At 52.3% G+C, this 24171-nt stretch carries 22 protein-coding genes and 1 tRNA gene; 11 read left to right on the top strand and 12 right to left on the bottom strand.

From position 1 onward, the window contains the following. Window positions 1–60 precede the first annotated feature (60 nt). Both QOL41_RS07785 and QOL41_RS07780 read right to left on the bottom strand, forming a co-directional pair. A complete protein-coding gene (locus QOL41_RS07785; RefSeq protein WP_283429297.1) occupies window positions 61–492 on the bottom strand; it encodes an acyl-CoA thioesterase in 432 nt (143 codons plus the stop codon). 6 nt (window positions 493–498) lie between these two features. Beyond that, entirely contained in the window at window positions 499–1332 is an 834-nt protein-coding gene (locus QOL41_RS07780) for a pyridoxamine kinase (RefSeq protein ID WP_283429296.1), read from the bottom strand. 87 nt (window positions 1333–1419) lie between these two features. Here QOL41_RS07780 and glgB point away from each other — a divergent pair, with 87 nt between their 5' ends. Next, the gene (gene glgB, locus QOL41_RS07775) at window positions 1420–3636 is read left to right on the top strand and encodes a 1,4-alpha-glucan branching protein GlgB (protein ID WP_283429295.1); all 2217 of its coding nucleotides are present in this window, start codon (window positions 1420–1422) and stop codon (window positions 3634–3636) included. 322 nt (window positions 3637–3958) lie between these two features. On the opposite strand, the gene QOL41_RS07770 is transcribed toward glgB, so the two are convergent. The 6 genes from QOL41_RS07770 to QOL41_RS07745 form a co-directional block, all read right to left on the bottom strand. Further along, window positions 3959–7147 carry a carbohydrate binding domain-containing protein gene (locus QOL41_RS07770; protein ID WP_283429294.1) on the bottom strand — a complete coding sequence of 1063 codons (3189 nt, stop codon included), beginning with the start codon at window positions 7145–7147 and terminating at the stop codon, window positions 3959–3961. Window positions 7148–7261: 114 nt separating this feature from the next. Beyond that, a complete protein-coding gene (locus tag QOL41_RS07765) occupies window positions 7262–7996 on the bottom strand; it encodes a DsbA family protein (RefSeq protein WP_283429293.1) in 735 nt (244 codons plus the stop codon). A 182-nt stretch (window positions 7997–8178) separates the two neighbouring features. After that, on the bottom strand, window positions 8179–9744 hold the full coding sequence (locus QOL41_RS07760; RefSeq protein WP_283429292.1) for a peptide chain release factor 3: 1566 nt from the start codon (window positions 9742–9744) through the stop codon (window positions 8179–8181). Between the two features lie 129 nt (window positions 9745–9873). Beyond that, window positions 9874–9946, bottom strand: a tRNA-Lys gene (locus QOL41_RS07755). 225 nt (window positions 9947–10171) lie between these two features. Continuing rightward, window positions 10172–10633, bottom strand: a complete 462-nt coding sequence (locus QOL41_RS07750; protein ID WP_088628394.1) for a 23S rRNA (pseudouridine(1915)-N(3))-methyltransferase RlmH — start codon at window positions 10631–10633, stop codon at window positions 10172–10174. A gap of 4 nt (window positions 10634–10637) precedes the next feature. Further along, window positions 10638–11366, bottom strand: a complete 729-nt coding sequence (locus tag QOL41_RS07745) for a metallophosphoesterase family protein (RefSeq protein ID WP_283429291.1) — start codon at window positions 11364–11366, stop codon at window positions 10638–10640. A gap of 247 nt (window positions 11367–11613) precedes the next feature. On the opposite strand from QOL41_RS07745, the gene QOL41_RS07740 reads away from it, so the two are divergent. The 6 genes from QOL41_RS07740 (at window position 11614) to rpiA (ending at window position 15262) form a co-directional block, all read left to right on the top strand. After that, window positions 11614–11889, top strand: coding sequence for a DUF4258 domain-containing protein (locus QOL41_RS07740; protein ID WP_173654581.1), 276 nt, complete (start codon window positions 11614–11616; stop codon window positions 11887–11889). Beyond that, complete coding sequence (locus tag QOL41_RS07735) at window positions 11889–12194, top strand: BrnA antitoxin family protein (RefSeq protein WP_163414445.1); 306 nt, start codon at window positions 11889–11891, stop codon at window positions 12192–12194. The genes QOL41_RS07740 and QOL41_RS07735 overlap by 1 nt, the downstream gene beginning before the upstream one ends. A 75-nt stretch (window positions 12195–12269) precedes the next feature. Next, window positions 12270–13421, top strand: coding sequence for an FISUMP domain-containing protein (locus QOL41_RS07730; RefSeq protein ID WP_283429290.1), 1152 nt, complete (start codon window positions 12270–12272; stop codon window positions 13419–13421). 80 nt (window positions 13422–13501) lie between these two features. After that, the gene (locus tag QOL41_RS07725; protein ID WP_163453453.1) at window positions 13502–13597 is read left to right on the top strand and encodes an LEPR-XLL domain-containing protein; all 96 of its coding nucleotides are present in this window, start codon (window positions 13502–13504) and stop codon (window positions 13595–13597) included. Window positions 13598–13943: 346 nt separating this feature from the next. Next, window positions 13944–14573: an FKBP-type peptidyl-prolyl cis-trans isomerase gene (locus QOL41_RS07720; protein ID WP_283429289.1), complete on the top strand. Its 630-nt coding sequence runs from the start codon at window positions 13944–13946 to the stop codon at window positions 14571–14573. Further along, a complete protein-coding gene (rpiA, locus tag QOL41_RS07715; protein WP_233144359.1) occupies window positions 14573–15262 on the top strand; it encodes a ribose-5-phosphate isomerase RpiA in 690 nt (229 codons plus the stop codon). Before QOL41_RS07720 ends, rpiA begins: the two co-directional genes overlap by 1 nt. A gap of 114 nt (window positions 15263–15376) precedes the next feature. Here the strand turns inward: rpiA and QOL41_RS07710 are convergent, their stop codons facing one another. Next, entirely contained in the window at window positions 15377–16018 is a 642-nt protein-coding gene (locus QOL41_RS07710) for a hypothetical protein (protein WP_283429288.1), read from the bottom strand. A gap of 288 nt (window positions 16019–16306) precedes the next feature. Further along, the gene (locus QOL41_RS07705; RefSeq protein WP_283429287.1) at window positions 16307–16531 is read right to left on the bottom strand and encodes a hypothetical protein; all 225 of its coding nucleotides are present in this window, start codon (window positions 16529–16531) and stop codon (window positions 16307–16309) included. A 56-nt stretch (window positions 16532–16587) separates the two neighbouring features. On the opposite strand from QOL41_RS07705, the gene QOL41_RS07700 reads away from it, so the two are divergent. After that, complete coding sequence (locus QOL41_RS07700; RefSeq protein WP_283429286.1) at window positions 16588–19152, top strand: U32 family peptidase; 2565 nt, start codon at window positions 16588–16590, stop codon at window positions 19150–19152. Between the two features lie 171 nt (window positions 19153–19323). Here QOL41_RS07700 and QOL41_RS07695 read toward each other — a convergent pair whose 3' ends face one another. Next, entirely contained in the window at window positions 19324–19908 is a 585-nt protein-coding gene (locus QOL41_RS07695) for a ribonuclease H1 domain-containing protein (RefSeq protein WP_173654574.1), read from the bottom strand. 25 nt (window positions 19909–19933) lie between these two features. Here QOL41_RS07695 and QOL41_RS07690 point away from each other — a divergent pair, with 25 nt between their 5' ends. The 3 genes from QOL41_RS07690 to QOL41_RS07680 are packed head-to-tail and all read left to right on the top strand — an operon-like array spanning window position 19934 to window position 23381. Beyond that, complete coding sequence (locus QOL41_RS07690; protein WP_173654573.1) at window positions 19934–20482, top strand: hypothetical protein; 549 nt, start codon at window positions 19934–19936, stop codon at window positions 20480–20482. Continuing rightward, window positions 20482–21354, top strand: coding sequence for a PHP domain-containing protein (locus QOL41_RS07685; RefSeq protein WP_283429285.1), 873 nt, complete (start codon window positions 20482–20484; stop codon window positions 21352–21354). Before QOL41_RS07690 ends, QOL41_RS07685 begins: the two co-directional genes overlap by 1 nt. Beyond that, complete coding sequence (locus tag QOL41_RS07680; RefSeq protein WP_283429284.1) at window positions 21345–23381, top strand: hypothetical protein; 2037 nt, start codon at window positions 21345–21347, stop codon at window positions 23379–23381. The genes QOL41_RS07685 and QOL41_RS07680 overlap by 10 nt, the downstream gene beginning before the upstream one ends. A gap of 42 nt (window positions 23382–23423) precedes the next feature. Here QOL41_RS07680 and QOL41_RS07675 read toward each other — a convergent pair whose 3' ends face one another. Next, window positions 23424–24170 (bottom strand): glutaminyl-peptide cyclotransferase, encoded by a 747-nt coding sequence (locus QOL41_RS07675; RefSeq protein ID WP_283429283.1) that lies wholly within the window; start codon window positions 24168–24170, stop codon window positions 23424–23426. Between the last annotated feature and the right edge of the window lies 1 nt (window position 24171).

Raw genomic sequence — 24171 nt, 5'->3', positions numbered from 1 at the left:
GGATGACAATGTGGATTGAAATGCTGATCCTGAGCGTCCTCAGGATGACATTCAGGGTGACTAGTGTCCGACGTACAGGCGTTTCATTTCGTCGGAAATGGCCATGGGACGGCCGCGTTTCATGTCGACAAGCACCCACTGGGTTTCCGATTCAAAAATCACCTTGCCGTCAGAGACGCGTTCAAAACGGCATTTGCGTAAGCTGGCCACTTTACCGTAGGCAGCCACCCACGTGGTTCCGCGAATTTCATCGCCGAGGAAAGCCTGGTTCTTGTATTCCACGTGCTGCACGTGAATCATCCAGCCAGCACCCAGGTCACGCATCAGCTGCGTACCGCCCACGGAATCGGAATGGGCAATCGCGATATCCTGTATCCACTGCACCGACCACACATTGTTGAAATGGTGGTTGTCGTCAATCATCTCAGGCGTTACCTTGAACACCTGCGTAAACTGCATCGGGTCAACCGTTTCTTCCATCGCAATTGCCATAAGAACCTACTCGTCTGCTAAATTTTTAATCAAGCTCGGGAGCGCAAGTTCAAACTTGACTCCATACCAGTGAAACTTGTCTTCGTACGTTTTTTCGATACATTCCAACACAAAGTCAGCCGCAATTCGGGCTGCATCGACCATGGAACGGCCACGGAGCATAGCACCCACAAATGCCGAGGCATAGCAGTCACCCGTGCCGTTAAAGCCCTTGGTAATCTTCTTGTGTTCGTAGTAATTGAAATCCTTACCGTCGTAAAGCATCACGCCCGTGTATCCCGCGCGGAACCCGACACCGGTCAGCACCACCGACTTGGTGCCCAATGCGCAGAGCTTTTTGCACAGCATTTCGACCGTTTCGCGGTCAATGTTTTCGCTATACTCTGTATCGGTGAGCATACAAGCTTCGGTCATGTTCGGGAGCAAAACATCGGCATGGGCGCACAAATCCTTCATGGCAGCGACAAATTCCATGTTAAAGCCGGGGTAAAGCGCCCCGTTGTCAGCCATGGCAGGGTCTACCACCCGAATCGCACCATCGACACCGTTGGTGTCCATAATGTGCTGAACCATGTTGATTTGCTCGATAGAACCCAGATAACCGGTATAGAAAGCATCGAAGCGGATATCAGCCACGCGCCAGTGCTCGCTAATCGGCAACATTTCTTTAGTCAGGTCCTGGAATGTCCAGCCCGTAAAGCCGCCCGTATGGGTCGAAAGAATCGCCGACGGCAACACCGCCGTCTCGACACCGCACGCAGAAATAATCGGCAGTGCCACCGTGAGGGAGCACTGTCCAAAGCACGAAATATCTTGAATCGTAAGGACTCGCCTGTACATGCCCCAAATATAGAATTGCAAAGCCCCATTTTTTTTGATTAAGTTATATTTATGACATTACAACTAGGTGTTTTACAGGAGTATGATATGGAATGGAATGACTTCACGAGCTTGACTTCGGAAGACATGCGTGCCATTTGGGATTTTAATACAAAGGATCCTTTTTCAATTTTGGGTTTGCATCCGCTGAATACGGACCGCGGCGTGAAGACGGTGATTCGCACTTACCAGCCGCAGGCAAGTTTTATTCGTGGTGAATCTTGCGACGGCGAGTTCGAGTTCGACTTCATGAAGCTTGGTAACACAGGATTTTTCGAAGCCATTCTCGACAAGGAATACGAACCTTTCTTTTATAACTTGGTCATTCGCCAAGACGACGGCAACGAATACACGCTGACCGACCCGTATGCATTCCTCCCTGTACTTAGTGACTTTGACCGCCACTTGATTACGAGCGGCACGCACTATGAACTGTACCGCAAACTGGGCGCAAACCTTGTAGAACACCAGGGCTTTAAAGGCGTACACTTTGCCGTTTGGGCTCCGAACGCCCACGCGGTCTCCGTGGTCGGCAGCTTTAACAGCTGGGACGGCCGCCGCCACCAGATGCGCATGCTCGGCAGCACCGGCATTTGGGAAATCTTTATTCCGAACATTGGCGAAGGCGAACTCTACCGCTTCGAAATTCATGGTGCCGACGGCAACCTGCACGTGAAGGTGGACCCACTTGCGAAGCTCAGCGAAGTCCGACCGGCAACCGCCTCCATTACCACTCACCTCGACGGCTACGAATGGGGCGACGACCTTTACATGACCACGCATTGGGCAACCAAGGTCTTCGGTTCGCCCATGAACATTTACGAAGTCCACGCCGGCTCTTGGCGTCGCGACCCCGCAAATCCGGACCGATTCTTGAACTGGGACGAACTTGCAGAAACCTTGATTCCTTACCTCAAGGAAATGGGCTACACCCACGTGGAATTCTTGCCGCTTGCCGAACACCCGCTCGATGAATCTTGGGGCTACCAGGTGACTGGTTACTATTCCCCCACGAGCCGCTACGGCACACCCGACCAGTTCCGCCACTTTGTGGACCTCTGCCACCAGAACGAAATCGGCGTGATTGTGGACTGGGTTCCGGCACACTTTCCGAAAGACGCCCACGCTCTCGGACGTTTCGACGGCACCGCCTGTTACGAACATGCCGACCCGCGCCAGGGTGAACACCCGCACTGGGGCACCTACATCTTTAACCTGGGCCGTAACGAAGTCAAGAACTTCCTCATTGCTAACGCCATGTACTGGCTCAAGGAATTCCACTGCGACGGCCTGCGCGTCGACGCCGTGGCATCGATGCTTTACCTCGACTACGGTAAGGGCCCCGGCCAGTGGGTGCCGAACAAAGACGGCGGCAACATCAACTACGATACGCTCGAATTCCTGAAGCACCTGAACAGCATCATGGGTCGACTCACGCCGCATGCGATTTTAATTGCCGAAGAATCCACTAGTTTCCCGAGCATTACGCGTCCGCCTGAGCAGGGCGGCCTCGGATTCCACTACAAGTGGAACATGGGCTGGATGAATGACTTCCTCAGCTACATTCAGCACGAACCGGTTCACCGTAAGTACCACCACAACCAGTTGACTTTCAGCATGGTGTACGCTTACAGCGAAAACTTCATTCAGGTGTTCAGCCACGACGAAGTGGTGCACGGCAAGGGTTCAATGCTTGGCAAGATGCCGGGCGACAACTGGCAGAAGTTTGCAAACCTCCGCCTCACCTACGCCTTCCAGTATGCGCATCCGGGCAAGAAGCTCAACTTCATGGGCAACGATTTCGGTCAGTTCCGCGAATGGAACGAAAAGCGCTCCCTCGACTGGCACTTGATCAGCTGGGATAGCCACGGCAAGCTCTTGCAGATGATGAAGGTTCTGAACCACCTGTACAAGGAAAACGCCCCGTTCTGGGAAATCGACCACTACTACACAGGCTTTGAATGGATCTGGTGCGACGATGCCGACAATTCCATCGTAAGCTTCGTGCGTAAGGATGACCACGGGAATGAAATCCTTTGCGTGTTCAACTTCACGCCGGTGGTTCGCAACGACTACCGCCTAGGCGCTCCGACTCGCGGCAAGTGGAAAGAAATCTTCAACACTGATGCAGCCATGTTTGGCGGCTCTAACGTAGGCAACTTCGGCGAAGTCTGGACGCAGGACATTCCGTGGCAGAATCGCCAGTGGAGCCTGAATATCAAGCTTCCGCCGCTTGCTGCCGTGTACTTCCGCCTGGAACGATAGGTTTCAAGCCCAGAAAGCACAGATAAATCAAATTATACAGGCTAAAACGAGAATTCAAGTCGATTTAGCCTGTATTTTTTTTGTTTTTTTCAAAAATTACTTTGTCTACAAATGCTTTGTACCGGCCAGATATCATTTATGAATGAGTTTAGCCTGTACAAGACACCAAAACATTCTTTTCTTGACATAAATGTACAGGCCAAAAGAAAACTAAAACGTGAATTAGCCTGTACGTAGAGATTTTCAACAGTTTAAAAGAATGCCCACACAATACAAAAAGGGCCGCATTGCTGCGGTCCCTTTTTTCGCTTTTAAGCGAGAATTATTCCACCGTGATGAGGGTGACAGTGCGCTTGCCGACCTTGATCGGCTTGCTCACGTCAACACCCTTCTTGGCCTTCTTGGACGGATCGTTTGCCCAGCCTTCCTTCAGCTTTTCAGTGCTGCGGTCGAGCGTCTGGACAGTGGCCTTGCCCTTGAAGCCAGGAATGTTCAACTTGAGTTCGTAGTCGCTGTACGGGCTCTTGTTAATCACGAGGAGGCTCTTCTTCTTGCCGTTTTCGGTGTAGTAGGTCGTGATGAGCGATTCCTTGTCACCGGAGATTTCGGTCTTGAGGAGCTTGCCGCGGAGAGCGTCAGAAGCCATCTGGAATGCCCAGTAGCTCGGACGCGGGCAGTTCATGCATTCTTCTGCAGAACGGGTCAGGTAACCGTAGTCACCGCCTTCCGGAGTGATATCGTTGTGGATATCCCAGTACTGTGCGTTGTCCACATTTTCAGTGGCGAGCATAGCGAGGTAGTCAGCAACGAACAGACCGTTTTCGAGAGAGATGGTCTGCGGACCCGGGTTGAAGTCCACGGAGTTCCATTCGGTGAGCCAGAGTTCGATCTTCTTGTCCTTCTTGAAGTGGCTGGTCCACTTGTCCACAACCTTATGGAGACGGCTGTAGATAGGAACGAGGTCCTGCGGAGCAGAGAGGAGGGCGAAGTCGTTTTCTTCACCGAAGTGCTGCGGATAGTGGTGAACAATGAGACCGTCGGCAATGTCGCCGGTTTCCTTGAGCACGTTGTCATTCCACTGGCCATCGAGCACGCCGAGGACTGCGACCTTAATAGTCGGGTCAACCTTCTTCATGGCTTCGATGAACTTACGGGCGCGCTTACCATAAATGGTACCGCCGTCCTTACCATACTTTTCATAGTACGGGTGCCAGTTACCATAGACTTCGTTACCGATTTCCCAGTAAACGATGCCTGCCTTCTTGTCGATGTTCGTGTGCTTCACCCAGTCAGCGGCTTCCTTTTCAGTGCCGGAACCGAAGTTCACAGTGAACATGGCGTTAGAACCAGTCTTCTTCAACCAAGCGAGGAATTCGTCGGTATCGACCATCCAGTCGTGGTTGTCGAGGATTTCCTTCCAGTGGTCGTCATCGGCACGGAGACCACCCGGATAACGGATGATGCCGTGGTTGATGCGCTTGGCGTATTCAGCAGTCTGAACCTTGAACTTCGGATTGTCGAGCATGTCGCCATCCCAAAGTGCAGCGTTGATACCGAAGAGGCCGCCCGAGATGTTCGGGTTGATCACGTCGCCGGTACCCTTAACTTCAACCTTCACGAGAGCCGGACGCTGAGCAGCCTTGACTTCCTTCTGGTTGGTGAGCTTAATGTTGTCGATTTCGAAGCTACCGTTAGAACCTTCTCCACCCGGTTTGAAGTCGAGAGAAACGACGTTCTTGAGGTCGAACACGCCGTTTTCCTTAGCGTTAGGCGGCTGGTAGTACGGGAACTTGGAGAACGTGCGGAACGGCACGATCACCGTGGTGCGACCGCGAGGTACACCGGTGTTGGAAACGAAGAGTTCGTTGCCAGCGTCACCGATCTGAACCGTAATGGACTGCCATGCACGTTCGGAGTAAACGTCGAACATGATGCCCCAGTGGTTCGTCCAGTCGCGCTGCTTAGCGTCGTGAGCGGCACCGTTCTTGGTAAAGTCAAGAACGAAGTCCACCCAGTCGGACATTTCGAAGTGCTTGATGTAAAGGCTGTTGCCGTCGAGCTTGGAGGTCTTGTACGGCATTTCGATTTCGGCCTTGGACTTCGGACCGAAAGACGGTTCCCAGTTGTCCTTGCCAAACTTGCCTTCGAAGTCAGAAATCACGACATCCGGAGCCTTGGACTTCCAGTTATCCCACTTGATATCCGGGTCAACCCAGTCAATATTTTCAGTGAAGGTAATCTGATCGACGAAGATGGTCACAGGAGCCGGCTTGCCCGGTTCGCCCTGGTTTTCACCCTTGCCCACAGAGAAACGGATTTCCTGAATCTTGTTCCACTGCACGTCCTTAGCAACTTCGGCCTGCTTGTTAGCGTCCCAAGCCTTACCCTTGTCACCGAACTTCTTCAGAGGAATCTTAACGAGCTTCCAGTCCTTGCTGACCTTGGAGCCTTCGATCCAGTCGTTCAGGCTGATCTTGGTCTGGCTCTTGATGTCATTACCCTGGTTGTCGAGGATACCCACGTAGACCTTTTCGCCGCCGAGCTTACCCTTGATCCAGAAGTAGAGACCGCCCTTGTTGCGCACCTTGGAGAGGTCAATGTACTTGCCTTCGCCAAGAGAGTAGGTCACGCCGGACCAGTCGTTGTTATCGATGTACAGGGCGAGCACGTTCGGGTTGCCCTGAGTCTTGGAGTCAGCTTCGCGCTGGGCAGAGAGACCACCGTAGCTGTAGCTGAAGCCCTTGAGCTGGTTATCGTAGAACGTACCGTTCTTGACAGGCTTAGCCTTGCCGTCGAGCTTTTCGGGGTTCTTCGGGCCGTCAATGACGTCGTTGTTTTCATCCCAGTAGACAACTTTCTTCTTCGGAGCGGCCTTCTTGTTGCCCTTCACGATTTCGATGTTGTCGACCCAGATTTCAAAGTCAGAAGCGCCGCTCTTGTCGATAGAGAAGCGGATTTCAGCAATCTTGTCCCAGTCAATGCGAGCCGGGAATTCGGACTTACGGGTGTTGTCCCAGTAGAGACCACGGTCCGGGAAGTCCACGAGAGGAATGGAAACCTTCTTCCAATCCGTCGTCACGGCACCGCCCTGGATGTACTTGTTCATCGGGAGAACGACCTGAGTCTTCTTGCCGTCAGAAACTTCTTCATCCAAAAGGCCGACCTTAACGGCTTCGCCACCCTTCTTACCCTTGATCATGAATTCGAGCTTGGAGTCGAGCATGAACTTGTTGAGGTCGAAGGTTTCGTTGTACAAGCAAACAGAAGCGCCCGAATATTCGCTCGGGTCGAGCTTGATGTTCAAGGCAGCCTTAGACTTGTAGCCGCCGTCTTTAGTGATGGTGATACCTTTGCTCTTGCCGCCGTAAGCGTAGTCAAAGCCCCCCGGACGATACTGTTCGTCGAAGAACTTGTAAGGAACTACACGCGGAGCTTTCGGCTGAGCCATTGTAGCCGTGACACCGAAGCCGAGGAGGGCGACGGTAGCGGCAGTCAATGTACGCTTCATCATATGATCGTGTCCTTTTTTTGTGTTTTTTAGTTTGATTTTGAAATTAAAATTTTCGCGTTCAAAAAGGGAGCACGCGACTTAAAGTCGCGTTTACAGATTGAACCGCTTCAGTAATTACTTGGCTTCCTTGAGGAGCTTTTCGACGAGGTCCGGGCTGAAACGGTCCTGACGCTTGCCGTTGATGTAGAAGTTCGGAGTACCCTGCACGCCGACTTCGGTACCGAGCTGGAAGTCCTTGTCGATACGGGCGTTCATGGCAGAATCGAGAACCATGTCCTTCTTGAACTGTTCCACGTTCAAACCAATCTGCTTGGCCACTTCGACATAGATGGAATCACCGAGTTCGCGGCTATGCGGAGCGAGGGCGTAGCGGTATTCCCAGAACTTGCCCTGCTTGTGTGCTGCGATAGAAGAGGCTGCTGCAGAGCGGGCGTTGGAGTGGAAGCTGAGCGGGAAGTGCTTGTACACGAACTTGATCTTGTCCGGATACTTTTCGTTGAGTTCCTTCATGACCGGAGCGATACGGGAGCAGTACGGGCACTGGAATTCGGTAAATTCAACAATGGTGAGCTTCGGGTTCTTGGTGTTACCAAAGACCGGGCTGTCTTCGTCGGGGATGTCCCAAACCTTGTTGTCCGCTTCCATTTCGGCGCGGGCCTGTTCCAGGGAGATGCCGCGCTTGTCGAGGGCATACTTGATGATTTCGAATTCTTCCTTGACCTGCTTGAAATCCTTTTCGAGGTTATCAAGCCTGGCCTGCTGGTTGAACGAACCGCCGGCGGAAGCCTGATTGCAGGCAACGAGACCAGCGAAACATACTGCGAGAGCAACAATGGGGAGACGTTTCATGTTTTTCCTTTTGATGTTAAAAAATCCTGGGTAAGCGCCATACTTACCTGTGTAGGGGAAATATATAAAATAGACTCAAGTTCAAATGCGTTAAAAAAACGGCAAATGCGCTTTTTACGACAATAAAAAACAGCACCCGAAGATGCTGTAAAAAATTGAAAACATTAGACTGCGTTAACGCATTACCCCTGCGAAGTGGCGGCGAAGGTCAGGTTCTTGTAATTCTTGATGGCGAGGTTCAGGCGGTATTCGTTCGGGAACAGGCAAACGAGGTTGCGTTCCTTGTCCATCATGCAGTCCATCGCGTATTCTTCGGCGAACTTGGCCACATCCTTTTCGGGGCCAGACACCCAGCGGATGCCGTGAGCGGGCACTCGGTCCAGCGACACATCGGCGCCGTATTCGCTCTGCAGGCGGAACTTGAGCACGTCAAACTGCAACTCACCCACCACGCCAATCACAGGGATGGCAGACTTGAGCGGTTCGTACAGCTGGGTTGCGCCTTCTTCGCTCAGTTCGGCAAGGCCCTTCGCCATCTGCTTAGACTTAAGCGGGTTCAAAAGCGTTACGCGGGCGAAGTGTTCCGGAGCAAAGTCCGGGATGCCGGTAAAGTTGATTTTTTCGCCGTCGGTCAAGGTATCGCCGATGCGGAACAGGCCCGGGTCGTTGATACCCACGATGTCGCCTGCCCAGGCGTGGTCAATCACTTCCTTGTCCTTCGCGAGGAATGCCGTCGGGGCAGCCAAGCGGATTTCGCGGCCAGTGCGCACATGATAAACCTTTTCTCCACGGGTAAAGCTGCCCGAGCAAATGCGCAGGAATGCCGTACGGTCGCGGTGCTTGGGGTCCATATTGGCCTGAATCTTGAACACGAAGGCACTAAAGTCGTTTTCGTCGGGGCTCACCGGGCGCTTATCGGTTTCGCGCACCATCGGAGGCGGCGCAAGTTTTGCAAAAGCGTTCAACAGCTGACGCACACCGAAGTTATTCACCGCAGAACCGAAGAACACGGGGCACATTTCACCCTTCAGGAACTTTTCGTGGTCGAACGGATCCATGGCACCGGTCACCATTTCGTATTCTTCCTTGAACTGGGCGACCCAGTTTTCGCCGCACATTTCTACAAGGCGCGGATCGTCCGGGCCTTCCATCTGGATGATTTCCTGATGGCCTTCTTCTTTATTGAAGGTGTGGAAGGTGTTTTCAGCGATGGAATACACGCCCTTGAACAGCTTACCCACGCCAATCGGGAGCGTAAAAGGGGCAACCTTGATTTTCAAAATGCTTTCGATTTCGTCGAGCAGGTCGAGCACATGGCGGCCATCCAAGTCCATCTTGTTGATGAACGTGATGATCGGCGTATGGCGCATGCGGCACACATCCATGAGCTTGATCGTCTGCTTTTCTACACCGTTCACGCTATCAATAAGCACGAGGGCGGCATCGACGGCGGTCAGGGCGCGGTAGGTGTCTTCGCAGAAGTCCTGGTGCCCCGGGGTATCGACCAGGTTGAACATGCAACCTTCGAACGGGAAATTCAGCACGGAACTCGAAACCGAAATACCACGCTGCTGTTCAATCTTCATCCAGTCACTCACCGTATAGCTGCGGTTTGCCTTGGCGCGCACGTGGCCCGCTTCGCGAATCACGTTTCCGTACCACAGGAACTTTTCGGTGATGGTGGTCTTACCCGCGTCAGGGTGACTGACAATAGCAAAAGTGCGGCGTTTTTCGATTTCTGCGTTCATGATTTATCCGTTTTTTACGGCGGCAAATATAGAAATAATGTGAACCTGATTAAAGATGCAGATTCCAGCGTAAGACATGAATGTGTTGCCGGTATAAAAGAAAAACCTCTCCGTGAGGAGAGGTCTTCGTGGATGATGCAGGGGTCGAACCTGCGACCCGCTGATTAAGAGTCAGCTGCTCTACCAACTGAGCTAATCATCCATAGTCACTTAGGACGCGCACAATAATAGAAAAGATTTTTGACTCCGTCAAGGGGATATTCGAGCTTTTTTTATAAAAAATCAAGAAAAAAACTTTTTTTGATGCGGGCGGGGCATCCCTGCACCCTCCCCATCCTTGGCCAACGCTATTGCTTCCACAACGATATACAACATTGATTTTCATCAACGTCATTCTCACTTGCATTTTACACAATATTTTGAATTTTTATCTATGATGATAGGGGTGGTTTTGCATGACCATCTGCACGCGGTAAAGCTGTTCAGCGAAAAGCACGCGTGCATGGTCATGGGTAAACGTCAACGGCGAAAGAGAAAGGAGCAAGTCGGCGGTCTTTTTCAGATTCTCGTCGATGCCGTACGCCGACCCGATCAAAAACACGATATTCCCCGGAAAACGGTCGCGCAAGGTGTCCGACAGCTTGACGGTGTCCATCAGCTTGCCTTCTTCAGACAAAATAACGCGCTTGTATTCGGATTTCGGGAACTTCTTGTCAAAAAGTGTCGCTTCTTGAGCCAACGCCTGCACACGGTCGTCTATCTTGGACTCCTTGAGTTCCACGACTTCGAGCGGGAACATTCCCCCACGCAAACGCTTGACATACTTGTCGACCTCGTCGGCAATGAACGGCGAACCAGCCTTACCAAAAACAGCTAAGACCCATTTCATGGGGCTAGCGGCCTACACTCAGGCGGTCAATCAAGAAACTCGGCATGCCGGCCTTTTTCATGCGTTCCTGCGTTTCGAACACGTCGTAATCAACGCGAATCAGACGCACGCACATGGTCTCGGTATCCAGCAGGCACCAGCAAGAGCGCGGGTCGCGGTCACGCGGCTGTCCCACGCTGCCCACGTTCACCAACAGGCGTTCCGTATCCTCGATCCTGTATTCGTATTCGTCCAGAATCTTGGGAATAGCGTTCGGGCGGCTTGCCACAATCACCGGACTATGCGTATGGCCCACAAAGCAGTAGCGGCCCTTGAAATGTTCAAAGGCGTCGAGGGCATCTTCGAGCTCGGTCACGTACACCCAGTCCGCAGGCGAAAGCGGAGAGGCATGTACAAAGCAAATGTCGTTTTCTTCGCAAACATACGGCAGCGAACGCAGATACGAAATAGAATCGTCCGACAAGTGGTTCTGCGTCCATTCGATGGCCTGCTTAGCATAGGGGTTGAACCCGGCGCTGGACTCATGCTTAATCGCCACGCTGTCGTGGTTACCGATAATGCAAATGTCCATATTTTCGCGAGCAAGACGAACGCATTCGTCTGGATCGGCTCCATAACCCACTAAATCACCAAGACAAACCCTCCGTTCTACCCCGTTGTCCTTCATAGAGGCAAGAACCGCCTCGAAAGCCACCGCGTTAGAATGGATATCAGAACAAATACCGTAAAGCATGGCTGTAATATAGTAATAAAACGTGTTTTGCTTTAATACAAAAATAATATCAAGCGCCCTTCTCCCCCAATCACGCACCTCCGCCCCGTTATAAAAATTTTACAAGCAGGAATGGTATTCAAACTCCCTAAAAAAGCGTGTATATAATGGAATAGGGGCGGTCTCTATTCGCTCGCGGGAAGCTTTCTTGCAAAAAACAGCATACAGAAAGTATTGACTTTTTGTGCATACAGAAATATATTTGTATATGAGGTATAACTGGAATCCAGAAAAAAATGAACTATTGAAAAAAGGACAGCGAAGCGTATCTTTCGAAGAAATTTCCGAGGCAATGGAAAATGGAAAAATCATCAGAGATTTTCCACACCCAAATCAGGAAAAATATCCGAATCAATTTATCGCGTGGGTGTTTTTCAGGGATTATGTGTGGCAAGTGCCATATGTAATTCAACCAGACGGAACTCTGTTTCTTAAGACAGCTTTTCCGAGTAGAGTGGCAACAAAGAAACATGGAGGTGTATAATGCTTACTTTTGAAGAACATGTCAAGAAGTACGAATTAGACGAATATGAACAAGAAATTCTTGCGGCATCTGAAGCAGGCTTGTTAAAGGAAGACGAGCATTCCGCAGAGCGTATTGCGCAACTTCAGCAGGCTGCGCACGAGACGATGGAAGAAATCAGGGCAAAACGGGCGGCGAATGCTACAAAGCCCATTACGTTGCGCGTGCCTGTACGCGTGATAGAACGTTACAAGCGCCGAGCATCTGCAACCGGCGTCAAATACCAGACTCTCATGAACGAAATCCTGGACGCAGCTCCGGTATAGTTACTTCAGGCGGTCGAAAGGCCGCCTATTCTATACACAACTTATTTTTATATTTGAGGTTATTGGAGGTCTTCTGTGAAGATTTTTGCAAACGCTTTGGCTCTGTCCATTCTCCTAGCCCTGCTTGCAGCATGTGGCGATGAATCCTCTTCTTCTGTTTCGCCAGAACCCCGCCAGTGCGAGGAACAGGGCGATGACTGCGATGACGTAAGTTCTAGCAGTGAAAAAATTTCCAAAAATTCTTCTAGTTCGCAAAAGAGTGCCGATAAGGGCAAGTCTTCTTCTAGCGAGAAGAACGCGAAGGAATCTAGCTCTTCAGCTGCAACCGTGAAAAATTCTTCTAGTTCTGCTGGCGACAACAAGAGTAGTTCTTCAATCAAAAAAGAAGATTCCAGCAGTAGCGTGGAGATTGCCTCTTCCTCTAGTGTAACGCCGAAGTCGAGCAGCAGCGAGGAGGTTAAACAATCTTCTTCGAGTGCTGTTGCTTCGAGCAGTAGCGTAAAGTCTTCCTCCAGCGTCTCACCGAAGTCAAGTAGTAGCGAAACGTATCAGCATTGGTATCCTTTGAATGGTGATTTAAAGGATATGTATGCTAAGTTTATAGACTCTCGCGACAACCGAGAGTATTACTATATCCAAATTACCGGCAAAGATACGGCTGGCAAGGCCGCCTCAATCAAGGTGATGGCTGAAAACCTGAATGTCGGCGAATTCGTTTGGGGCTTTGAGGATCAAGAAGATGATTCTAAAATAGAACGCTACTGTTACAAAAACGATACTGCTAACTGCAATAAGTACGGGGGCCTGTATCAGTGGGCCGAAATGATGCAACTGCCGAGTCGTTGCAACACCGAAAGCTGTGCCGATTTAATCAAGCCGAATCACCAAGGAATTTGCCCTGATGGTTGGCGCTTGCTGACTTATAATGATTACTACATTGTGGTGCATGCCGATAACAATGAAGATGGGGTTAAGGGAACTCGTTCTACTTATGGCTTTGGCGGTAGCAATGATAGTGGCTATAGCCTTATTGGTGCTGGGTATCTTTGGGATCATACGTCATCGAATGTCGGTGAAACCACATATTGGTATTATCCAGCAGAATCATCTAACGACGGAGAATTGTTTGTTTATGCATCTGCGCAAAGTAGGTCGTCGACAGGCAATCCAAAATATGAAGTGTATAAAACGCATGGATTTTCCGTCCGTTGTGTAATGGTTGAATAACCATTACTTTCAAACTGTAAAATTTTAAATAAAAAACAAAAAAATAGGCATTCCTGGGGGGAATGCCATTGGGAGTTATTATGTCCAAGAAGAACATCAAGAATAACAAGAAAAATTCCACCCGCAAGAACTACAAAATCGAAGCTCTTGAACCGCGCCTGATGATGGACGCCTAAAGAAAGCGACGGCGAATGACTGGCCGCTAAGCGGACAGTAAAGGCCGAAGGCCGTAATGTGTCCGCGTGCGGAGCAGGCTGAGCCAGAGCGCTGTTTTTTCAGGGATGGGAGAAGAGAAGCCGGGGCGTTACGGGCGCGGCGACTGAGCGCCCGTTAGAGGGGGTGCTGGAAGACCCGGCGAAAAATGCTAATGGCCGAAGCGAATGTTTTTAGCAAGCAAACGATTCACGGGTTTTTCCGTGGTAGTGAGCGGGTAAAAACATCGTGAAGGCCATTGCTTGATTTATAGCCGGGGCTGCAAGCAGGGGGAAACTTCCCCCCATTTTTAACTATATTTGGGCGCGTATGGAAATTATTCAAGACAAGCTGAAGGTCAGCATTGCCTATTCCTTGAAGGAACGCACCGGAAAGATTCTCGAAGAAGTGCCCGCGAGCTACCCGTTCGTGTACATTCACGGGTTCAACAATATTATTCCGGGGCTTGAAGACGCGCTGGAAGGCCGTCACTTGAATGAAAGTTTTACTGTCGATATTCCGTTTGAACAGGGCTACGGCCCCTACCGCCCCGACTTGGTGATGGAGGTCCCGAAGGACGAACTCCGCGAAGTGGGCGAAATTTGGCTCGGCATGGAGCTCGAGATGTACATGGACGAAGACGTGCGCGAATTCCAGCTGCCCGAGACGGCGGACGAGTTCGTGGATGGGCTGAATCTGGACGATGACGACGAATCCGACGGCATTTACACGATTAAGGAAATTAAGAAGGACACCGTGGTCGTGGACGGGAACCACCCCTTTGCAGGAAAGGACCTGACTTTCGACGTGACGGTGGTCGCCATCGAGCAGCCGAGTTTTACCGAGCTCGAAACCGGCTACCCCGACCGCGAAGATGATTTTGACCATTTTGACGACGGCTTCGACGGGGCCGACGGCGAAGATTTTGACGACAACAACCACAACAGGAGATGGCGCTAATGGCATCGATGGACGAACTCAAGAAGGCTGCAGGCGTTCGCGCGGCAGATATGATCAAGGACGGCATGACCGTGGGTCTTGGAACGGGTAGCACCGCCGCTCACATGGTGAACCGCCTTGCCGAGCGTATCAAGACAGAAGGCCTGCATGTGGTTGGCGTGAGCACGAGCTGGAGCACCACGCTGCAGTGCCGTAGCCTCGGCATCCCGCTGAAGGAAATGGGCGAAGTGAGCCATCTTGACATGGTGATTGACGGTGCCGACGAAATTGACGACCAGCGCAATTTGATCAAGGGCCGTGGCGCTGCCCACCTGCTCGAAAAGATTGTGGCCTCGATGACGGATAACTACGTGATCATCGCGGACAGCGGCAAAAAAGTGAACAAGCTCGGCGAAAAGTTCGCAGTACCGCTGGAAATCATTCCGGGCGCAATCGCCGTGGTGACCGAACGAGTGAAGAAACTCGGCGGCGACTTGAAGGTACGTATGGGCGCTCCCGGCAAGGACGGTCCGGTGATTAGCGACAGCGGCAACCTGATTGCAGACGCCAAGTTCGGCATTATCGAAGACGCCGACAAGCTCGCCCGCGACCTGGAACACATCGTGGGAATCGTCGGTCACGGGCTGTTCGTGGGCATGGCGACCAAGGTGATTCTCGCCGACGCCGACAAGGGCCTCGTGGAATTTTAGTAGACAGTAGGCTGTTAAAAGTATTGTCCCCGCTTCGGCGGGGATTTTTTATACAAATTAAAAATCCCTCGGTAAGAACCGAGGGATTTTTTAGCGTTATAAACGCGTGCTCAATTAGTCTTCGTCGGCGAGTTCCGGAGCCTTCTTGATCACGTTGCGACGGCCATAGCGGACCTTGGACGGATCGAAGGTGGTTTCGACGGCTTCAACTGCGGGTTCAGCGGCAGGTGCTGCAGGGGCAGCGACCGGAGCTTCAACGGCAGGAGCGGCCGGAGTTTCAACCGGAATACGCGGAGCGAGCGGGCGGCGAGCTTCAGGAGCTGCGGCCGGGGCGGCTTCGACGGCGGGAGCTGCAGCTGCGGGAGCCTGGGCTTCGGCAGCTACGTTCTGAGCTTCAACGTTCTGTTCGCGGCGGCCTTCGCGGCGGTCGCGACGATCGCGACGATTGTTGCGATCACGTTGTTCATTACGGTCGCGAGCGGGCTGCTGCTGTTTGTCGGCAGCGCGGTTGTCGCGATTTTCCTTAGCAGGACGGTCCTTGCCATTGTTGTTCTGGCGATTTTCCTTGCGTTCACCGCGCTGAGCCATTTCCTGTGCGCTGATCGGGCGACGGGAAGCCGGCTTCAAGTTCATGTCCGGGGTGAGCTTCTTGAAAATCGGGGTACGAAGCATGGTAAGGAGCTTGTTAACCTTCGAGAGGATAACGATGCACAGAATCACTGCAACGAGTGAGAGTGCGAGTGCGATGTATTCCATTCGGGGCACCTCATAAGTAAGGGTTGACCGCAGGTGCAGGCTGGAAATAAACCCGCAGGCGGTGTGGCTGGTTCGTGTTTGTGTGTGCTTAAAGCCATCTTACTAGCGCCTCCTGAGAGGCTTGACGGCGATAAGGTTTCGGGCAAATTGGGCCAGCGAAACTATTTAAGGGGCCACTGCCGCAGCAGAAGGCCATTGTGAGCCACGGGCGCAAATATAACAAAACTGTTAAATAATTGGGGATTGACAGTTAAGAAATATCCCCAAAACCGCTCTGCCGGTGGCGGTTTAAGGATGCATATCGAGCTTTTCGAGCGATTTTTTGACCGAATCATTGTAGGCGTTCAGCGAATCCAGATTCTTCTGCAACGAATCCAGCTGGCCCTGGAGCACCGCATTTTCGTCTTTCAAGCGGTTCATTTCGGCCTCAGCCGCCTCGTCGGTACAAGCAGAAAGCGAAAAAACAGCCAAAACGGCGAACAGGATTGCAGACAAAGTAATCTTTCGGTTCATGCGTAGAATATAGAAAATAAAAAAGAACAAAGCCAATATTTTCTATCTTTCGCCACATGAATTCAAGCGCACAGACATCGCCGGAACTCTTGCTGCCCGTAGGCACGCGCGAAATGCTCGAAGCCGCCGTGAACAACGGGGCCGACGCCGTGTATTTCGGAGTCCCCCATTGGAACGCCCGCGGCCGCACCGAAGACTTTACCTTTGACGATGTCCGCGACATGATACGCTACGCCCGCATTCACGGAGTGCGCACCTTCTTGGCCATGAACGTGCTCGTTTTTGAGCGCGAACTGCAAGAACTGCCTGAATTCCTCGAAAAAATCATTTCGCTTGAACCCGACGCCTTCATTATCCAGGACATCGGTCTTGCCCGCCTGATTCGCGCCATTTGCCCGAACCAGGAAATCCACGCCAGCACGCAGATGACGCTTGCTAGCGCCGAGGGCGTGAACCTAGTGAAATCCATCGGATTCAACCGCGCCGTGCTCGCCCGCGAACTTTCGGTCAAGGAAATTGCCGCCATCAAAGCCGCCACCGACCTGGAACTCGAAGTTTTCATTCATGGGGCGCTTTGCGTGAGCTACTCGGGCCAGTGCCTAACCAGCGAAAACTTTGGCGGTCGTAGCGCCAACCGCGGCCAGTGCGCCCAAAGTTGCCGACTTCCCTACCGCATTTTTGTAGACGGTAAGGAATACCGCGACACCAACGCCCAATACCTCTTTAGCACCCGCGACCTGTGCGCCCTCCCGAAGCTCCCCGAACTCGAAGAAATCGGCGTAAATTCGCTCAAAGTCGAAGGTCGCCTCAAGAGCCCCGAATACGTAGCCGCCGTATCCCGCGCCTACCGCAAAGCATTGAACCGGATTCCGCTTGACACCAAGGACATGGAACCCCTGGAAGTGCTGTTCAGCCGCGGTCTCAACACCGGATGGCTCGATGGCGATAACCACCAAGAGCTGGTGGATGGCACGTTCAGCAATCACCATGGTATGGTCCTCGGGCAAGTCGTGAAAACAGACCGCGGGCAAGTCATTGTCGGTCTCGACAGTGCAATCTCCGATGCCGGCGAAAACGCCACCTACCCGCAGCCAGGCGATGGCATTCTGTTTGAAAACGCAGCCCTCGGCATAAGCATTGGCAGCCGCTTGTACGCCGCGCAGGTCACTCATTTACCGCACGCAAAGCGCGGCGACCCCAAGCTCTTGAAGCTTGAATTCGGGCGTGAATTCGACACCCGCCAGATTGCGGTGGGCATGCAAGTTTACCGCAACGACTCGCCCGCGCTTGAACGCGAACTGCGCAAGACTTTTACCGACCGCGAACAACTCGCGCGCTTGCCGGTACACATGACGCTTTCAGGAAAAATCGGCGGCCCGCTCAAGCTTTCCGTTTACGACACGCCGAAAAACGCCGTCGAAGTCGAGGCCGATTTTACCCTCGAAGAAGCCCGCAACAAAGGAAACGATGCCGACAAGGCGCTCCGCGAACTTGCCCAAAAAGAACTTTCGGGCCTGAGCGCCACAGCCTACCAGCTAAAGCACTTGGACATTCAAGTGGACCGCGGCGCATTCATTCCAGGAAAAATCCTCCGTACGCTCCGCCAGGCCGCCATCGAAAAGCTCGATGAAAAGCGCACCGAATGGAAGACATTGAATCCGAGCGCTGAGGCCGGCAGAACCTTCTTGAACGAGATTCACGTCAAGTTCAAGTCCGGCGCAGCTAGCAGCGGTGCTCCTGCCGCCAAAGAAATCGCGCACCCGATTATCAGTGTCCTTGTCCGCAATCCGGACCAAATCGCAGCCCTCGAAGGCCTCGCCATCGAAAACGTCATCATGGATTTCGACTGGGGCGTTAAATACGACACCCCGCTGGAACAAATCCGCGAACTCGGATTCAAGGCGGGCATGGCGACGCTTCGCATCCACAAGCCGGGCGAAAGCCATTACCTCAAGAATATCCTGCGGCTTTGCCCGGACTTTGCCCTGGTGCGAAATCTGGGGGCGCTCTCGATTCTTAAAGAAAGTGAAATCCCGCTCACAGGCGACTACAGCCTGAACGCCGCCAACAGCGCAAGCTACGACTGGCTCCTTTCGCAGGGCCTCTCGACGCTCCACCCCTCTTGGGACCTCAACAGCACGCAGCTCTTTGATTTGCTCGAAAACATCGACGGACAGCGCCTCGAACTCACGCTGCACCAGTACATGCCCGCCTTCCATTCGGAATACTGCGCCTTCGCCCGTGCGCTTACCACAGGCCGTCGCTTCCCCGAATGCGACAAGATTTGCACCAAGCACAAGGTCGAAATCTTGGACCACAAGGGCGAGCGCCACTTTTTGCAGAGCGATGCCGAATGCCGCAACACGCTCTTTGTGGGCAAGCCGCAATCGGCCCTCAAACTTTTGCCGCGACTCCGCACCGCAGGCGTGAATCACTTCCGCCTCGAAATGCTCACCGAAGACGCCGAAACAGTGCGCCGCAAGGTGCTCATTTACACGCAGGCTATCCAGGGCAAAATTTCTATCGAAGATGCTATCCGTGAAGCGGGCATCCAAGAAAAATACGGTCTTTCCGAAGGCCAGCTCTTTAACGAAAGCACCTGGCAAGACCGCAAGAAGTAATGTTCTTACGCCTTCAAAAGAAGCCCCGCCGCGCCTAGAATTGGCGGGACTCCCCAACTGAATGTTCGCCGTCGTTGAACGACAAACCGCCGACTTTCGCCGGCGGAAACAAATGTAGGCTATGTATTTTAAAATCGTGCAATCAACCGATTGCAAAAGTTCGTAAAAAAATTATTTCTTCTTTGCGCGGGCAATCGCTTCTTTCGCTAGTTTGTCTACAAGCTCATTCCACTTGACACCGGTATGCGCTTCGACCTTTTCAAAACTCACTCGGTGCAAGTAAGGCTGAGCTGCCGCCACATAGCGCTTGGCAATATTGCTTTTCGCTTGCCATTCACCCTTAGCCCAACGGGCAATGCCCTCGTAGTCGTGGCAAATCGTACCCGTCTTATCATTAGAATCGAGCCAGCGCATCGCCTGGAAGGACGCCATCACTTCGCCGTCGATATTGCGGCTTTCAGCATCGAAAGCGGTAATGCCAGAACCGCGGGCGATTTCGACATCGTTTTCAGTCACCACGAATGCCCAGCCCGATTTCGGGAAATCTGGCGAAAAAGAGCCATCCACAAACACGCGAATTCCATCGGGTACAGGGGCTTCCATTCCAGAAATCCAGGCTTCGGCCTCGGCACGCGAACCGAACGACTTAAAAAGTACGCCCTTGACTCCATGGGTCAATTTTTCGCATTCGGCCCAAGTCATGACAATTTTGCTTTCATTCGGGGTCTTTATCGCATAATATTTCTGTTTAGGCATAGCCCAAAATTAGTATATTTTTCGTGTGAAACCATCGCCATATTTTGCAAGTCGTCTACGTTATTTTTTCAAGCGTTTCTACAGCCCAGAAAAGCTGTATCGCTGGTTTTTGAAACAAGCTGGTGAAGAATCCGGTGAATTCGATTTTCCGGCATCGCTTCAGGGCAACCCCAAGACTCTCATATTCCTTGCGCACGATCTTGATAAATCGGCGGCATTTATGCATGCCATGCCCGAATCGTTCTTCAAGAACGCCCTCATTTGCGCACACGAATCGCAGCAAGTTTTGGTTTCTGCCAAGCACGCAAAAGCAATCTACTATTCCGACCTCGAATGTCGCTTCGGCGAAGCCGCATTCGAAGAATTGCAATACCAGATCAAAGACTTCGGCCCGACAGTGTGCATTTACCTTGGCGAAGTATTCTGGCCAACCCTTTACCTGGCCAAGACAAGCAACGCAAACTGCCGCATCGGGTTTACAGAAGAACACTGCTTCCCGTTCCTGAACGTGTGTCTGCGCCCCAACAAAATGAGCGAAGCCGCCCTGATTAGTCAGTACTACGGGGTCAAGTAATGCAAAAGGGGTTTCCCACAATCATCACCGAAAACGGCGGGTATGCGGACCTCCACATGCACACCAAGCTTTCGGATGGAAACCTCTCGGTCGAAGAACTGCTCACCCTTTGCAAGCGCAAAGGGTTGCGTTGCATTTCAATTACTGACCACGACAACTTGGATAGCTACAACCTGGCCGTCGAACCGGCCAAGGAAATCGGTCTCGAAATCATTCCCGGTATCGAAATTTCGGCTGTGTGGCAAGGCAAAGACATTCATATTCTCGGCTACTTCTGCGACCCCACGAATCTCGCCCTGAACATGGAACTGCAGGATTTCGCCAAACAGCGAGTCACCCGCGCAAAGGCCATCATCAAGAAACTGAACGCACTGGGCATCGACATCACCTACGAAAAGGTGGTCTCCTACTGCAAGGGCAAAGTCATCGGACGCCCGCATATCGCCATGTCCATGGTCGACGAAGAATACATTTCGAACTTCTCGGAAGCATTCACCAAGTACCTGGGCGACGGCTGCGTAGCCTTTGTCGAAAAGAAAGGCCTAAACCCGCAGCAGACCATCAAGCTCATTGAAAACGCTGGCGGAATTGCCGTACTCGCCCACCCCTACAAGTCGGGCCTTTCCGACGAATTCATCGAAAACATGGTGGAATGGGGCGTACAGGGAATCGAAGTCTACAGCCCCGCCCAAAAGGGAGCGGTCGGCCGCAAGTACAAAGAAATGGCCCAAAAGTTCGGGCTCGTGGGCACAGGCGGTTCCGACTTCCATACCGAAGCAGGGGCCTACCCGCCGGGTTGCATGAAAATGCCTTACTCTGTGGTGAACGCGCTGCGCGAACGCCGTGAAAAACTGAGAGCGGAATGGTACTAACCAAAATGACATCTCTCGTCTCTCGTCTTTCATCTCTCGTCTTGATTTTCTTAGCGGCCACCCTATTTGCTGAACCGCTAAAGCCAGACCAGTACGTAAAACCATCTGCGCAAGATTCCGTCTACAAGACCCCCTGGGCCATTGACCCCGCTCCCCGCGAAACCGACGCCGGCCGTTGGGTGCTCCCGCTCCGTGGACTCCTGCAGCGCACCTATGACATTTCGGGCCAGAAATCCGAATGGCTCCTGGGCACCTCTATTCTTGGCGCACCGGAACTTGAAGCCGACTTTTTAGGCATGGGCTCAATCCAGAGCCGCTACCCGAGCAAGCTTGCAGGCCTTTTTACCACACGACTAGGTTACGACGCTACGACTCTCGGGCTGAATGGTGAAAACGGTATTCTGACCGAAGAACGCAAGGGAATCCCGGTCGACACTCCCGTGACCGACCTCAACTGGGAACGCCCCGCCTTTGGCGGTAACGCCCTGCGCCTCGACTTCCGCAGACTCGTGACCGATTCCGTTTCGCTTGAATTCGGACTCGCCAGCCATTCCGACGTCGATTCCAAAGAATACAGCTACCAGAACGTGACGCACTCGCCGTACTTCGCGCTGGGCCGCGACTCCACACAAATTCCTTTTGGCGGGCGTAACATCGCCATGAACAGCATGCACATCCAGCCGATTCTCACCTGGAGATTCGGATTCGGTAAAGCTTTCGCCAAATTGAACTATGTGAACCTTCGAAACGCCGACAACACGAACCACAAAGTTCTGCTCGACACGCTCGACAAGGCAATTCGAAACTTCCAAACCGACCCCTACGTCATCGAGATTCACAGCTTCGGCTACGGCGGCGGAGTCGAATTCTACCCGACCAAGAAGCTCACGCTTTCAGCCGACCTGCAATACACCGAACACGATATTGAACTGGATTCACTCGCCCGTATCTACAAGGGTTCTCACGAATATACCGACACCGCAGGCGTTCTCCACCGCGATTCGCTTTTCTACGACACAGAACGGAAGACGAATTACCAATCCATGCTCGGCAACTTCGGCATCGGCTACCACACCATCTTCAATCCAGCCATCAAGTTCAAGTACGAATTCCTGAACACCGACAACACGGGCGTTAACGATACCACGAATACCTATTATCAGGACCGCGAAATCGGCTACCTGGAACTCAAGGATACCCTCTGGAATAAAATTCTTTTCCGCACGCAAACGGGCTTGCAACGCAACAGCTCTGTACGTGATTCTGTCGATTACGCTCCCGCCTACTCCGCCGACGTACTCGCCTTCTTGCCCTTCCATTTTCGCGCAAGCGCTGGCTGGCGACACGACAACAAGTTCCCCGATGTAGGCCAACTCAAAATCAATGAAACGGGCCGACTCGCCTTTGCCCGCAAAGACCTCAAGTACGAAGAACGCGATCGCTATTCCTTCAACTTGGGCTACCAGCAGCGCGAAGTCTTTTACGGAATCGGGCTCCGTTACGAAGATGTCGACAACTTGATCAAGCCGCGCTGGGTCAAGCATGGAGCCGTCGATTCGACAGACGCCATCGACGACGTTTACACTTGGACCAACATCAGCAACGTGAACAGCCTCGACTGGATTTTGCAAGTCGGCTTCAGGCTTGGTAACTGGAAGTTCTACCTGGAACGCGGCGAAACTCTTGACCGCAGCTTCAAGCTCATCGATACGCCGGAACTCTACTACAAGGGCTCCATTCACTGGCAGAATCGCTTTGTGTCAGATCGCTTGGGCGTGAGTGTGCGTGTGGACTGGCAATGGTTCGGCGAACGCTACGACTGCACGATTGGGGAACACGGTGGGCCCGAACTGGAACTCATGAAAAAGTACTTGGCGCTTGACTTTGAAGCCCGCATGCAGATTCTTTCGTTCGAACTTTACACCCGAATCGAGAACTTCAACCACAGCATTTACATGCCTGCTAGCGGTTACACGCCCGAAGGCCTCCGCTTCGCCTACGGCATCGTCTGGACCTTCAGGAACTGACACGCAGTGTCATCCTGAGCTCGGCTCAGCATCGGCATTTCATTACTTCAGTTTATAAATCTGCGGCCAATTCTTGCCGGTAATCCAAAGATTCTTGCCGTCGTAGGCAATGCCATTCAGCACATCAATATCCGGGTGCTTGCGCTTGAGTTCTGCAACCTTGCGGCTTAAATCCAGATAACGAATTACCTTCCCGCTCGGGAGAGAAATGACAGCAATAGCGCCTGTCTGCCAGATGTTTGCATAAAGCGTATCGCCCACGATTTCAAGTTCGTTCAAGAGCTTTACCGGGCGACCGCCATCGGTCACAGGAATGGCTCCAACCACGTAGAATCCGCCGAGAGCCAGCTGCAAAAGTTCGCTAGAGCCGTTGCTCATAAGCAAAGTGCTCTTCCAGTAAGTAAGGCCCCAGCCCTCGGTAGGAATGCTGAATTCGCCCTTTCTCGCAAACGGCTTGCGACTGTAAATGAAGGCCTTCTTGGATTTCCAGGTCAAGTAGAAAATGTCGTCGCCCACAGCAATCGAGCCTTCGCCAAAATACTTGTCTTCTAGCCTTGCAGAATCCAGAATCTTGCCGTCAAGCGTACGGCGGTACAAGCCCGATTGCCCATACAAGCCCGTCGTTTCAATCAATTCCTTGCCGTCAAAGAACAAGCCCTGCGTAAAATGAGACTTTTCATGCGGAATGGAATCCAAAATTTCAGGAACCACGCGAGGAGCCTCGGCGAAGACCAATGTGAAATGTGAGATGAGAAATGAAGCTAGGATTAGTCGAAGATACAGTTTCATA

Source organism: Fibrobacter sp. UWB10 (genome assembly GCF_900182935.1).
Classification (GTDB): domain Bacteria; phylum Fibrobacterota; class Fibrobacteria; order Fibrobacterales; family Fibrobacteraceae; genus Fibrobacter; species Fibrobacter succinogenes_O.
This window is presented reverse-complemented; position numbering and strand designations above follow the sequence as displayed.